At 35.0% G+C, this 15,212-nt stretch carries 11 protein-coding genes and 2 pseudogenes; 7 read left to right on the top strand and 6 right to left on the bottom strand.

Annotated elements, in window-relative coordinates; genetic code table 11:
* Positions 1-180 precede the first annotated feature (180 nt).
* From EL082_RS11210 to EL082_RS11205, 3 genes and pseudogenes are all read left to right on the top strand, one after another.
* Entirely contained in the window at positions 181-4,050 is a 3,870-nt protein-coding gene (locus tag EL082_RS11210) for an Ig-like domain-containing protein (RefSeq protein ID WP_103286126.1), read from the top strand.
* A gap of 15 nt (positions 4,051-4,065) precedes the next feature.
* Positions 4,066-4,809: pseudogene (locus EL082_RS12130) on the top strand (Ig-like domain-containing protein); the annotation flags it as partial.
* Positions 4,810-4,812: 3 nt separating this feature from the next.
* A complete protein-coding gene (locus EL082_RS11205; RefSeq protein ID WP_268561210.1) occupies positions 4,813-6,393 on the top strand; it encodes an Ig-like domain-containing protein in 1,581 nt (526 codons plus the stop codon).
* Positions 6,394-6,507: 114 nt separating this feature from the next.
* On the opposite strand, the gene EL082_RS11200 is transcribed toward EL082_RS11205, so the two are convergent.
* Together EL082_RS11200 and EL082_RS11195 are read right to left on the bottom strand one after the other, a co-directional pair.
* Positions 6,508-6,867: a DUF1304 domain-containing protein gene (locus tag EL082_RS11200; RefSeq protein WP_002466883.1), complete on the bottom strand. Its 360-nt coding sequence runs from the start codon at positions 6,865-6,867 to the stop codon at positions 6,508-6,510.
* A 139-nt stretch (positions 6,868-7,006) separates the two neighbouring features.
* Complete coding sequence (locus EL082_RS11195; RefSeq protein ID WP_002450876.1) at positions 7,007-7,207, bottom strand: cold-shock protein; 201 nt, start codon at positions 7,205-7,207, stop codon at positions 7,007-7,009.
* 715 nt (positions 7,208-7,922) lie between these two features.
* On the opposite strand from EL082_RS11195, the gene EL082_RS11190 reads away from it, so the two are divergent.
* Both EL082_RS11190 and EL082_RS11185 read left to right on the top strand, forming a co-directional pair.
* The gene (locus EL082_RS11190) at positions 7,923-8,921 is read left to right on the top strand and encodes a LysM peptidoglycan-binding domain-containing protein (protein ID WP_002466875.1); all 999 of its coding nucleotides are present in this window, start codon (positions 7,923-7,925) and stop codon (positions 8,919-8,921) included.
* 152 nt (positions 8,922-9,073) lie between these two features.
* Entirely contained in the window at positions 9,074-10,003 is a 930-nt protein-coding gene (locus tag EL082_RS11185) for an NAD-dependent epimerase/dehydratase family protein (RefSeq protein WP_049415104.1), read from the top strand.
* A 46-nt stretch (positions 10,004-10,049) separates the two neighbouring features.
* Here EL082_RS11185 and EL082_RS11180 read toward each other — a convergent pair.
* Positions 10,050-11,547 (bottom strand): annotated as a pseudogene (locus EL082_RS11180) (glycosyltransferase).
* Positions 11,548-11,838: 291 nt separating this feature from the next.
* On the bottom strand, positions 11,839-12,108 hold the full coding sequence (locus EL082_RS11175) for a hypothetical protein (RefSeq protein WP_002451933.1): 270 nt from the start codon (positions 12,106-12,108) through the stop codon (positions 11,839-11,841).
* 193 nt (positions 12,109-12,301) lie between these two features.
* Here EL082_RS11175 and EL082_RS11170 point away from each other — a divergent pair, with 193 nt between their 5' ends.
* Together EL082_RS11170 and EL082_RS11165 are read left to right on the top strand one after the other, a co-directional pair.
* A complete protein-coding gene (locus tag EL082_RS11170; protein ID WP_049415099.1) occupies positions 12,302-12,685 on the top strand; it encodes an NUDIX domain-containing protein in 384 nt (127 codons plus the stop codon).
* A gap of 14 nt (positions 12,686-12,699) precedes the next feature.
* Positions 12,700-13,164, top strand: coding sequence for a GNAT family N-acetyltransferase (locus tag EL082_RS11165; RefSeq protein ID WP_049415097.1), 465 nt, complete (start codon positions 12,700-12,702; stop codon positions 13,162-13,164).
* Between the two features lie 50 nt (positions 13,165-13,214).
* Here the strand turns inward: EL082_RS11165 and EL082_RS11160 are convergent, their stop codons facing one another.
* A complete protein-coding gene (locus EL082_RS11160; RefSeq protein WP_049415094.1) occupies positions 13,215-13,979 on the bottom strand; it encodes a YibE/F family protein in 765 nt (254 codons plus the stop codon).
* The gene (locus tag EL082_RS11155; RefSeq protein ID WP_049415091.1) at positions 13,976-15,088 is read right to left on the bottom strand and encodes a YibE/F family protein; all 1,113 of its coding nucleotides are present in this window, start codon (positions 15,086-15,088) and stop codon (positions 13,976-13,978) included. Before EL082_RS11155 ends, EL082_RS11160 begins: the two co-directional genes overlap by 4 nt.
* Positions 15,089-15,212: the final 124 nt, after the last annotated feature.

Raw genomic sequence — 15,212 nt, 5'->3', positions numbered from 1 at the left:
TACATTTGCTGGATACCTTACTGATAATGCTGGTAAATTAATAATACATTAGGTACATCTTCATTAGAATTACAAGACTATGATAAAGATGGCTTATTAGATCGATATGAAAGAGAAGTATCATTAACTGATCCAAATAATGCAGATACAGATGGCGATACTAAAAATGATGGAGACGAAGTGAAAACATATCATACGTCACCATTAGTAGGTCAGCCGAATGCTGCAGATATTACGATTAATGACACTAAAGTTAGTGGTTCAGTAACGTTAAAACCAAATGCAGGTACACAAACTGCCAAAGTTATTAATTCAACAGGTCAAGTTATTGGTACGTCTACTGTTAATAGTGATGGTACATTTACTGTAACGATTCCAAAATCAGCTGCTGGTCAATACACAATTGCTATTGATGCACCAAATTATGATAATGATGAAACAAATACATTTAATATTGTAGATAATACTATTGTTCCAGCACCATTAGTGGATCCTGTCGATGATAACGACACGACTATTGGCGTACATGGTACTGCTGGTTCAACAGTGACAGTAAAATATAGTAATAATAATGTCATTGGTACAGTTACATTAGGTGCAAACAGTACAACTGGTACGTTAACTTTATCAAAACCTTTAGCTGCAGGAACTCAATTAACATCAACTGCAACTAAAAATGGTAAAACAAGTGCGGTTTCACCAACAGTAACAGTGACAGATGCAACAGCACCAGATGCGCCAGTGATTAACCCGGTAACAAGTGATGATACAACGGTTACAGGTAAAGCAGAACCGAACTCAACAGTAACAGTGACATTCCCAGACGGTACTACGCAAGTTACAACTGCGGATGCATCAGGTAATTATACTGTTAATATTCCAGCTAATGAAGACTTTACTGGTGGAGAAACAATTAAAGCTTCAGCTAAAGATGCTGCAGGCAATAAATCAGTTGATTCAAACGTGACTGTGACAGATACAACAGCACCAAATCAACCAACAGTCAATCAAGTAACAAGTGAAGATAAAACAATCACAGGTAAAGCAGAACCAAACTCAACAGTAACAGTAACATTCCCAGATGGGACTAAAGTTCAAGCAATTACAGCAACAGATGGTAGTTATCGAGTGGCTGTACCTACCAATATTGATTTAGTAGGTGGCGAAACATTAGGCGTTACTTCAACTGATAAAGCTGGAAACACATCGACGGCTGCAAATACAACAGTTGTAGATGTTACAGCACCAAAAGAACCTGTAATTAATGATGTAACAAGTGAAGATAAAACAATTACTGGTACATCAGAACCAAACTCAACAGTAACAGTAACATTCCCAGATGGTACAAAAGCTTCAGCGACAGCAGATGCTTCGGGTAATTACACAATTGGTATTCCAGATTCTGAAGACTTAAAAGGTGATGAAGAATTAAGTGTAGTTGCAACAGATGCAGCAGGTAATGTGTCAGTCGATGCTGGTACAACAGTATTAGATAAAACACCACCTGAAGTACCAACCATCAACCCAGTAACAAGTGAAGACAAAACAATCACAGGTAAAGCAGAGCCAAATTCAACAGTAACAGTAACGTTCCCAGATGGTACAACAGCTAATGCGACAACAGATGGCGACGGTAATTATACAATTGATATCCCTGCCAATGAAGATTTAAGAGGTGGAGAAGCATTACCAGTGACATCAACAGATGGAGCAGGTAACCAATCTGGCGCAGCGACTACGACTGTAACAGATACAACGGGACCGACAGTACCAACAATTAATCCGGTAACAAGTGAAGATACAACAATTACAGGTCATGCGGAACCAGGATCAACAGTGACAGTAACATTCCCAGATGGAAATACAGCTACTGGTACAACGGATGCAGATGGCAATTATGTTATCAATATTCCTACAGATGAGGACTTAAAAGGTGGAGAAGAGTTACCAGTGACTTCTACAGATAAAGCTGGTAATAAATCTGATGTTGCGACAACTGAAGTAACAGATACAACATCACCAGAAGCACCAACAGTCAATCCAGTAACAAGTGAAGATACAACAATCACAGGTAAAGCAGAGCCAAACTCTACAGTAACAGTGACATTCCCGGATGGCACTACAGCAACAGGCAATACAGATGCAGATGGTAATTATGTGATTGATATTCCATCTAACGAAGATCTAAAAGGCGGCGAAACATTACCAGTTACATCTACAGATAAAGCTGGCAATACATCTCAACCTGCGTCAACAGTGGTAACAGATACAACAGCACCAACAGTACCATCAGTGAATCCAGTATCTAGTGAAGATAAAACAGTTACAGGTAAAGCAGAACCAGGTTCAACAGTAACAGTAACATTCCCAGATGGTACGACAGCTAGTGGTACGACAGACGCAGATGGAAACTATACAATAGACATTCCAGCGAATGAAGACTTAAAAGGCGGCGAAACATTACCAGTTACAGCGACAGACAAAGACGGTAATAAATCAGAAGAAGCAACAACAACAGTTTCTGACAAAACGGCACCAGAAGCGCCAACAGTCAATCCAGTAACAAGTGACGATACACAAATCACAGGTAAAGCGGAGCCAAACTCAACAGTAACGGTAACATTCCCGGATGGTCATACAGCTAGTGGCACAACAGATGCAGATGGAAACTATGTTATCAATATCCCTTCAAGCGAAGACTTAAAAGGCGGAGAAACATTACCAGTTACTGCAACAGACAAAGCTGGAAACACATCTGAACAAGCATCAACAGTGGTAACAGATACAACAGCACCAACAGTACCATCAGTGAATCCAGTGACAAGTGATGATACGCAAATTACAGGTAAAGCAGAGCCAGGATCAACAGTGACAGTGACATTCCCGGATGGTACGACAGCTACTGGAACGACGGACGCAGATGGAAACTACACAATAGATATTCCAGCGAATGAAGATCTAAAAGGTGGCGAAACATTACCAGTTACTGCAACAGATAAAGATGGTAATAAATCAGAGCCAGCAACAACAGTAGTAACGGATACAACAGCACCAACAGTACCATCAGTGAATCCAGTGACAAGCGATGATACACAAATTACAGGTAAAGCAGAGCCAGGATCAACAGTGACAGTAACATTCCCAGATGGAAATACAGCTAGTGGTACAACAGATGCAGATGGCAATTACGTGATTAATATTCCGAGTGGTGAAGACTTAAAAGGTGGAGAGACCCTACCGGTTACTGCGACAGATAAAGATGGCAATAAATCAGAGCCAGCAACAACAGTAGTAACAGATACAACAGCACCAACAGTACCGACTGTTAATCCGGTAACAAGCGATGATAAGACAATCACAGGTAAAGCGGAACCAGGCTCAACAGTGACAGTAACATTCCCAGACGGAAATACGGCTAGTGGTACAACAGATGAGGATGGAAATTACACAATTACTATCCCAACTAATGAAGACTTAAAAGGTGGAGAAGCATTACCAGTTACATCAACAGATAAAGCTGGCAACACATCAGCACCGGCAACAACAACAGTAACAGATACAACAGCACCAACAGCACCGTCTGTAAATCCAGTAACAAGTGATGATACGCAAATTACAGGTAAAGCAGAACCAGGCTCAACAGTAACAGTAACGTTCCCAGATGGTACAAAAGCTAGTGGTACAACAGATGCAGATGGCAATTATGTTATCGATATTCCAGCTAACGAAGATCTAAAAGGTGGAGAAACATTACCAGTAACAGCTACAGATAAAGCTGGAAACCAATCTGGAGAAACTACAACAACAGTAACAGATACAACAGCACCAACAGCACCGTCTGTAAACCCAGTAACAAGTGATGATAAGACAATCACAGGTAAAGCAGAACCAGGCTCAACAGTAACAGTAACGTTCCCAGATGGTACAACAACTACTGGTACAGCTGATCAAGATGGTAATTATGTGATTGACATTCCAGCTAACGAAGATCTAAAAGGTGGAGAAACATTACCAGTTACTGCAACAGACAAAGATGGTAATAAATCATAACCAGCACCAACGGTACCATCTGTAAACCCAGTAACAAGTGATGATACACAAATCACAGGTAAAGCAGAGCCAAACTCAACAGTGACAGTAACATTCCCAGATGGCACGAAAGCTAGTGGCACAACAGATGCAGATGGTAATTATGTGATTGACATCCCAGCAAACGAAGATCTAAAAGGTGGCGAAACATTACCTGTAACAGCTACAGATAAAGACGGTAATGAATCACAACCATCAACAACAGTAGTAACAGATACAACAGCACCAACAGTACCATCAGTTAATCCGGTAACAAGTGATGATAAGACAATTACAGGTAAAGCGGAACCAGGTTCAACGGTAACAGTGACGTTCCCAGATGGCACGAAAGCTAGTGGCACAACAGATGCGGACGGTAACTATGTGATTAATATTCCTGCTAACGAAGATCTAAAAGGTGGCGAAACATTACCAGTAACGTCTACTGATAAAGATGGAAATGAATCAGAACCAGCAACAACAGTAGTAACAGATACAACAGCACCATCTGTACCGACTGTTAATCCGGTAACAAGTGATGATACACAAATTACAGGTAAAGCAGAGCCAGGCTCAACAGTGACAGTAACATTCCCAGATGGCACAAAAGCAACTGGTAAAACAGATGCAGATGGCAATTATGTGATTAATATTCCTGCCAACGAAGATCTAAAAGGCGGAGAAACATTACCAGTAACAGCTACAGATAAAGACGGTAATGAATCACAACCGTCAACAACAGTAGTGACAGACACAACAGCACCATCTGTACCAACAGTGAACCCAGTGACAAGTGATGATACACAAATTACAGGTAAAGCGGAACCAGGTTCAACGGTAACAGTAACGTTCCCAGATGGCACAAAAGCAACTGGTACAACTGATGCAGATGGCAATTACGTGATTGATATCCCAGCTAATGAAGACCTAAAAGGTGGCGAAACATTACCAGTAACGTCTACTGATAAAGATGGTAATACGTCAGAACCAGCATCAACAGTAGTAACAGACACAACAGCACCATCTGTACCAACTGTTAATCCGGTAACAAGTGATGATACACAAATCACAGGTAAAGCAGAACCAGGCTCAACAGTAACGGTAACATTCCCAGATGGCACGAAAGCTAGTGGCACAACAGATGCAGATGGTAATTATGTGATTGACATTCCATCTAACGAAGACTTAAAAGGTGGAGAAACATTACCAGTAACGTCTACTGATAAAGATGGTAATCAATCAGAGCCAGCAAAAACCGTAGTGACAGACACAACAGCACCATCTGTACCTACAATCAATCCGGTAACAAGTGAAGATACACAAATTACAGGTAAAGCAGAGCCAGGTTCAACAGTGACAGTAACATTCCCAGATGGCACAACGGCAACAGGTAAAACAGATGAAAACGGTAACTATGTGATCGATATTCCATCTAACGAAGATCTAAAAGGCGGAGAAACATTACCAGTCACAGCGACTGACAAAGATGGCAATACGTCAGAACCAGCAACAACAGTAGTAACAGACACAACAGCACCAGAAGCGCCAACTGTTAATCCAGTTCATAAGGGAGATAAAACAATCACAGGTAAAGCGGAACCAGGCTCAACAGTGACAATAACATTCCCAGATGGTACAACAGCAACAGGTAAAACAGATGAAAACGGTAACTATGTGATTGACATCCCAGCTGGAGAAAATCTAAAAGGTGGAGATCATATTGGCGTTACAGCAACAGATGCTAATGGAAATACGTCTCCATCTACTGATGGAACAGTGATTGATGATGGTAAACCTGTAGATCCAAGTCAACCGACAGACCCAACAGACCCAGGTAAACCAACGGATCCAAGTCACCCAACAGACCCAACAGACCCAGGTAAACCAACGGATCCAAGTCACCCAACAGACCCAACGAATCCAGGTGAACCAACGGATCCAAGTCAACCGACAGAGCCAACAAATCCAGGTGAACCAACGGATCCAAGTCAACCGACAGAGCCAACAAATCCAGGTGAACCAACGGAACCAGGTCAACCGGCAGAGCCAACAAATCCAGGTGAACCAACGGAACCAGGTCAACCAACACAAGGTCATGTATCTGGAAATAATGTAACTTCAAATGATACTGTACAACAAAGTAACCATGAGACAGCATCAACAAATAAAGGTAACAATCATGAAAAAGATCAAAGTGAATTACCTGAAACTGGACAAGATGGTGTAAATAAAGGAACATTATTCGGTACATTATTAGCTGGATTAGGAACGTTATTCTTATTCTTCAAACGTCGTAGAGAAGATGAAGAGGAAGAGGAAAAATAAAGAGTAAGTCAAAAGAACAAATATAGATATAATAAAGGCCCATTCCAATATACTGGAATGGGTCATTTTTTATAAAAAAAACCGTTAAATCGAATATCGACTTAACGGAATGGATTAAAATAATAATGATAAAAGTGCAAGTATTGGTAAAAGCCCTTGTTTAATGATGATGGCTTTTTGACTTGTTAGCGCACCATATATAGCAACAATAATCATATATATAAGAAGACATGTAGTCATTTCTTTAGGATGATTACTCAAAAAATAGGCATAGAGAATGAAGATACCAAGTAAACCATTGTAAAGCCCTTGATTCTTCATTAAAGTATTTAGATTTTTATCTTTTAATGCAGAAGTGCTCATTTTAAAAGTTTGACTCGTTTTGTTAGATGTGGTTAGTAATGTTTGTAACACCATGATTAATAAGAATTCTATTGCCACAAGTATTATTAAAATAGAAGTGAGTATACTCAATTTAAATCATTCCTTTTTTCTTTATATTTATAATCAAATAGTAATGTAAATACATATTCATTACAATACAATATAATTAGATAAAAAAGTAATTTTAGGCATAAAAAAAGCAACCATGACGGTTGCTTTGAAAATGTTATTACATTTTTACGACATTAGCTGCTTGTTCTCCACGATCGCCTTCAACGATGTCGAATTCAACTTTTTGTCCTTCTTCTAATGATTTGTATCCTTCTTCAGCGATTGCTGAGAAATGTACGAATACGTCGCTTCCATCTTCTCTTTCGATGAAACCAAAACCTTTTTCTGAATTAAACCATTTAACTGTACCGTTATTCATATAGAATACCTCCGCGTGCTTTTGCACTAAATATTTGTAACAAATTTCATTAAATCAAAAGAGTATATTCTAAACAAATAAACTTCAATCAAATTCACGACCTTTTATTACGTTAGATTAACTATACACCCTAAAACACAATAAGTAAAGGAAGAATAATTATGATTAAGTAATTATTTATATAATACAATATTTAAAAATAGCTATAAAGACTGTTATGACAGAGTATTATAAAGTTTTAGCCATTCAATATTAGCATAAAATAAATTTTGGTTTTAGTAGTATTAACTTGATAAAACATAGGTGCTAAAAGATTTGGAATAGTCTATATGATTGCTAATCACACTTTAAACATTCATTTTATAAATTAGATTGCAATTATTATTGGTTTAATGAAGGTTCTAGGAATACTCCGGAATAATGTGTTGATCAAGCAAAATTAGGGTTGAGAGATAACAAGATTAGTACTTCTAAATAAAAATAGAAGCTAAAATTATTTATAAATTGATGTTTTTTGCAAATATTAAAAATGAAAAGAAAATATCACATATATATAGTAGAGATGGTTTATATGTATGAATCAATTCGATAAAAATATTATATTTGTAATCATAATGTCATGAAATACAAACACCATATACATATTAAGGGAGTATAATACATATTGTATAAAAAATCCGAGAAATAAATAGAGTATTTGAGGAGGAATAAGTAATTGAATAAAAAAATTATTGCTGCAATCGTTGGGACAAGTGCAGTGAGTGCTATTGCAGCAACACAAGCAGACGCAGCAACGACACACACAGTAAAAAGTGGCGAATCTCTTTGGTCTATATCTAGTAAATATGGAATATCTATTTCGAAATTAAAATCTTTGAATAATTTATCTTCTAATATAATATTTCCAAACCAAGTATTAAAGGTATCAGGTTCAACTAGTACTAGTAAACCAACTAGTTCATCATCTACAGGAACGAGTTCGTCTACATATACAGTAAAAGCAGGGGACTCAGTATCATCAATAGCTGCTAAATATGGCATGAGTTATCAAAAATTAATGAAATTAAATGGTTTAAATAGCTTTTTAATTCATCCAGGCCAAAAATTAAAAGTATCAGGTACAGTTAGTACTAGTAAACCAAGTAGTTCGGCATCAACTACAGGAAGCTCATCAACATATACTGTACAAGCGGGAGACTCTCTATCATCAATAGCTGCTAAATATGGTACAACTTATCAAAAAATTATGAGCCTAAATGGATTATCTAATTTCTTTATTTATCCAGGTCAAAAATTAAAGGTGTCAGGTACTGCTTCTACATCAAACAGTAGTTCAAATACAGCTAACTCAAGTAATAATGGTTACAATACACCAGTATTTAATCACCAAAACTTATATACATGGGGACAATGTACATATCATGTATTCAACCGTCGTGCTCAAATTGGAAAAGGCATTAGCACATATTGGTGGAATGCAAACAATTGGGATAACGCAGCAGCAGCAGATGGTTACACAATTGATGGTAAACCAACAGTAGGTTCAATCGCGCAAAGTGATTCAGGATACTATGGCCATGTCGCTTTTGTAGAGCGAGTTAATAGTGATGGTAGTATTTTAGTTTCAGAAATGAACTGGGCAGCGTCACCAGGTATTGTGACATATAGAACAATTCCTTCATATCAAGTGAATACATATAGATATATTCATTAATATCGTCTTATATGAACACAGAACTACTGATTAAGTTTAATTACTTTTTCGGTAGTTTTTTTATTGATCAAGCAATCATTATTATATTTTAGAAGATAATCACACAGTAATTACATGGTTTATACCGTGCAGGCACCTAGGAGGATAACAACATGAAAGCACTAATTACGGGTGGGGCGGGTTTTATCGGTTCACACATAGCACAAAAATGTATTCAAAATAATATTGAAGTACATGTAATTGATAATTTATCAACTGGTCGTATAGAAAATATAACATTTGTTAAAAAAGAGTATTTCTATCAAGAAGATATCAATAATTTGAAATTTGTCTCGGACTTAATTAAAAAAGAAAGATTTGATTATGTCATTCATTTAGCAGCTATGGTGAGCGTCGTGGAAACAGTTCAACAACCGGGACGATCTAACCAAGTGAATATCGATGCTACGTTGAATATTTTAGAAACACTCAGGTTACAGCATTCTAATATAAAAAAATTCTTGTTTGCATCATCTGCAGCCGTTTACGGACAATTAGAAGGATTGCCTAAAGCAATTCATTCACGTATTGATCCAAGGTCTCCATATGCAGTACAAAAATATGCTGGAGAAAGTTACGCTAAAATTTATCATCAATTGTACCATTTACCTACCGTTTCACTACGATTTTTCAATGTATATGGTCCAAGACAAAATCCATATTCTGATTATTCAGGGGTCATTTCAATTCTTAATCACAAATTTAATCATAAAGAAACATTCACATTTTATGGAGATGGTTTGCAAACGCGCGATTTTATATATATTGATGATTTAGTTGAAGCATGTTGGTTAGTATTGCACAATGACAACGTTAATGGCAATGTTTATAATTTAGGAACTGGGAAACAAACGACTTTAAAGCAGATGGTCAACATATTTGAACAGCATTTTAATTATAGTATTCCATACGTTTATGATGAGGAAAGAGTTGGAGATATTAAACATTCATATGCAGATATTTCACCAATTCAAAGTTTAGGATTTAGCCCTCAATATTCTGTTGAAAAAGGAATCCAATCTTATTTAGAATATCAATCATAAAATATCCTCCTTACTTTGTCTTAATAACAAAGTAAGGAGGATATTTTTAAATTGCCTTTAACTCTTCGAGTAATTGCTTATAATGTTTAACAGCTGTTGAGTAATATAGTTTTTCATTATTTTCAACATTAGTGAGAGGTTGTTCGATGATTTGAGTCATATAGTTGGCTAATTGATTAATATTATTTGCTTCAACTAAGTAACCATTTTTAGCATGATCGATAATTTCATTAGGGCCATACCTAACGTCATATGAAATAACAGGACATCCCATAGAAATACTTTCCATAATTGTGAGTCCAAAACCTTCATAGCTACTTGTTAATAATGATGCTTTTGATTTTTTAAATTCGGCTAATGGACTAGAAGTATATTTATGAATGCTAACTTGATTATTTAAATGATTTGCGTCGATAATGTCTTGTATCATAGCTTTTTGGTTATCTTCATCTCTGCCATATAATGCCAATTTTGTCTGATGACCACTTTTTAAAAATTCTATATACGCTTTTAATAGATGATCTAATTGTTTTTCTTTGCTGAATCTACCTATAAATACAAAACGATCTTCAACATTTTCATTATCAACAGATTTGTTGGTTTCAATAAAGTGAGGAATAACTGCAAATTGCTTATCTGGTATAGGATACATGTCTTGAATATCCACTTTTTGTTGTTGAGTTAAGACTATAAACTTTTCAACATGTTCTTTATGTTCAAATGCATATTTGAAAGATTTTTTTATTTGAGTCCCCGATAAATGAGAACTGTGCAATACTAGTATATTGCGAGTTTGATGTGATTGTGCCAGTAATGGATCGTCTAAGAGTCTTGCATCACTGAAAACAATGTCTCCATCTTTAAATTTATGTTCGAAATAGTATTGTGCGAATGCTTTATCATTGGAGAAAGTTTGATATACATTGCCATCTTTTAAAAGTTTAACTAAATTGACGCTATTTTTTTTGTTGTCTTTAAAATGACGTTCGCAGTACATTTCACCATTTGGATAATACATCATTTCTTGGCTTTTCTTTGTAGAATTTTCAAAATAATAAATAATTCTATGCAAATAGCCATATGAATTATATTCACTTCGTTTTGTCTTCAAACCAGTTTCAGGAGAAATGATATCTTCGTAATGTACGATTGAATTATTATTGAAATATTTTCTATAACGCACTAATTGATTATCTTGATAATAATGTATCTCGTGATTTTGAGTATTCTTTTTAGCTTTAAGCCCAGAAATACGTTTTGGTATTTTATTGTATTTTGGTTTATTAAAGACTTTTGTTTTGGGAACGTCATAAATTTTATAATTTGTTTAACCATTCATAAATATTTTCGAATTCTATGTTTTTAGTGACTTTATGATCTTCTAAAAATGTTTGATAAATATTTGGATAGTTTCTATTATAATTTGTCGTCAAAATTTTAGTGGGTATATTAAATTCTTCATCTATCAATTTAATTCTTCTTAATAAAGCTTGGGTTCTACCGCCATGTGAGGGAGGTAAGGTAGATGTAATCGTGTAAATCATTTGGTAAACTCCTTTCAGTAATACCGCATCGATTCGTTAATTTATACTTTGTGAAATATGAAACATAATAACTTTGAATTATTGTCATGTTAATGTCTATGAATAAGAATTACAAATATTTTGATATTTAAAATTTTGAAGAACGGAAGAGTTCATTTTTTAAAATAAAAACATTATATGAAATAATCAGTGATTTTTAGCATCGTAAGTTAAGGATAAAAGTAAAAAACAAAAGTCTGAATCCTCACATGAGAACTCAGACTAAAACTATCTTATCTATATATCATATTTTTAGTATTCATTTTTAACTTTTCTAAAGCTTGTAAATAAACGTGCTCCATTAATAGCGAATGATACTAATGCACCTAATTTACGGAATTTATAAGGAGATTTAATAGATACATAAAAATCTAATAATGTACCTAATGTACTTAGGCCCAATGATAGGTATACGAGTTGCTTATTTTTAGCATCATATTTAATACCATTATAGCCATCAACAATAAATCCTGCGATTCCGAATAAATTTGATAAGCGTGTTGCGCTTGATTTTTTTGCCATGATTTTACCTCCAATGCGTTTGGGTATTATTTTTATCCCAATTCAAACGTAGTTATTAATATTGATTACCCATATTTTATTGATTATACACTAAAATAGATAAAATAATGTGGATAAAGATTTTGCGGAATTATGATAACATAAAACTAAATATATTTTGATTATAGAAGTATCTGCCGAAAGGAGTTAAGTTATGATTAAATGTGTTTGCTTAGTAGAAGAAACAGAAGACCAAATATTACTTGTACAAGTACGTCATCGTGAAAAGTATTATTTCCCGGGTGGTAAAATTGATGAAGGAGAAACACAATTACAAGCTTTAAAAAGAGAGCTGAAAGAAGAATTAAAGTTAGAACTTTCAGATGAAGAATTGTCTTATATAGGTACAGTCGTTGGAAAAGCATATCCTCAAGAAAATATGTTAACAGAGTTAAATGGCTATCGAGCAACCGTACCAATTTATTGGGATAATATACATACGGATAATGAAATTACTGATATTAAATGGTTTGATAAAAATGATTCAGAACATATTGCACCTGCTGTCTTAACTTGGATAAAAGAAATATCAGGTTAATCAAAGGAGATAATATGGAAATTAAAATATATCACCCACAATTTTTGGAAGCTATTCAATCAATACAACTCTCTGAAGAAGATGCGCGCTTTACAAAAACACCGTTGGAAAACTTGGAATCCGCAAAAACGAATGAAAATAGACATCCAACATTAGTTATGGAAGGGGGAAAGTGTGTCGCGTTCTTCACTTTACATGAAGGAGATGGACCAGCACCATATTCTACTAATCCAAAAGCGATTTTCTTTAGATCATTTACTGTTGATGTACGATACAGGGGCAAAGGTGTAGGGAAACGTGTCATCCATCAACTGAGTACTTATATAAAGGATGCATATCCACATATTAATGAAATTCTATTGACTGTTAACATCGATAATCCAAGAGCTATCCATTTGTATGAACAAGCTGGATATCTCCATATAGGTAAGTCTACGATGATAGGGAAGCCTGTATATGTAATGTCATATCCATTATAAAAAGCAGCACGTAGGAAGTTGGTAGTATGTTTCCTATATGCTGCTTCATTTTATTTGAGAACAGTTGATTTTCTTTTGATTAAAAATGCAGTGACCCAAGCTGTTATTGGGATGCTAATAGCGACAGCAATACCTCCAAATAGAATTGAAATAAATTCTTGGGCAAAGATTTTCGAATTGATAATATGGCCAAATGAATAATTTAATTTGAAGAACCAAAAGAATAATGTCAATTGCCCACCGAAATAAGCTAGATATATAGTATTTGCAGATGTTGCAAGAATTTCTCTACCTACACGCATACCTGATTGAAATAATTGATGTTGACTTAAATTTGGGTTGGTATCATCTAATTCATACATTGGTGAACTGATGGTGATAGCTAAATCAATGACGGCAGCGATAACAGCAAGAACAATAGTAAATATCATGAATTGAACCATATCGATACCGATATTCATTGAGTATACATATGTTTCATCTTGTTGTTCTGTCGCGAAGCCTTGTAAATGACCTACGTTCACCGAAATATATATAGCTAGAATTAATATAAGTGTTGTTATAACTGTTCCTATAAATGCGGCTTGCGTTTTAACATCATAACCATTTAATACGAAAAGATTACAAGCTGCGACAACGATACAGAATATAATAGTTGTAATATATATCGGTACACCAAAAATAATCATTAAAATACTAATGACTAAAATGATGAAGTTTAAAAATAATGTCGCAAATGACACGAGCCCTTTTTTACCTCCAAAAATAATCATTAGCACTAGTAATATCATGCCTAATATTGTTATTGCACTCATCGATTTTCACCTCGCATTTTAAGCCATAATTCCATTAAACCGATAGTGATGGGGATAGTTAAAACAATTCCGATACCACCTATCAATGCTCGAGCAACTTCTAATGACCAATTCATGGAAATGGTATAAGTGATGGTGTTGGCATTTTTTAAATATATGAGAAACATAGGTAAGCTACCAGATAAATATGAGAATAATAAGATGTTTGTCATCGTCCCCATTATATCTTGGCCAATATGTCTACCTGCTAATGCCCATCTTCTCATGCTAATTTGAGGTGTTCGTTGCAATATTTCGTTCATCCCACTTGCAATAGTGATGGCTACATCCATAACAGCACCAAGTGACCCAATTAATACCGAAGCTAAAAACACATCTTTTGGGGGTAGGGTTAAAAAACTCATTGTTTCATATTTAATACCATTGCCATGAGTGAATCGTATAACTAACTCAGCGATACCTATACAAAGGAACGTACCAACAAGTGTAGATACAATGGTAATCAATGTTCTTATTCGCCAACCTGTAACAAGTAATAGAGTCAATGTCGTTGAAACAATCATTGCCATCACCATCAATGCAAATAAACTCGTATTTGTCATTTGATTATGAATATAAATAGCGCCTAAAACTGCGATTGAATTCAAGACGAGTGAAAGTATAGATTGTAAGCCTACTTGTCTACCAACAATTAATATCGTGATGAAGAAAACGCCTGTAATAAGAACGATTAAACCATCGCGTTTTTTCTCAATGATATCAGCGTCGCTTGGCTTTTTAGAAATATGTAATAGAACTTTATCGTTTTTAGTAAAACGTTCTGAATCAGCTTGTGATTTAACAAATTCGTTAGTAATTGTTGTTGATTTACCTTCAAATTTACCGTTTAAAATCTTCACGGTAAGTTGGTCTTTGTATTTGATATCCTTATTATGTTGATCGTCAGTTACATGTTGTGTGCTCAATCTTTGAACATCTGTTATTTTACCGATAGGCATTTGATAACATTTTTCATTAAAAAAAGTGAATATAAATAAACTTAAAAATATGAAGACAAATGCCATAAGGATCCAATAAAATTTATTTTTGAAAAAAGTATTGAATTGCATTCAATAAACCTCAATTCTTCTGTGAAATAATAGAATGATTATACGCTTATTTAATTTAGATTTCAAAAATAAACAGAAGTGGTCCTTTTGATTACCGTTATTCATATCATTGACCTAATTGTTT

It is taken from the genome of Staphylococcus warneri, from assembly GCF_900636385.1.
GTDB classification, from domain to species: domain Bacteria; phylum Bacillota; class Bacilli; order Staphylococcales; family Staphylococcaceae; genus Staphylococcus; species Staphylococcus warneri.
Note: the sequence above shows the minus strand (reverse complement) of the source record. Positions and strands in the feature narration are given on the sequence as shown.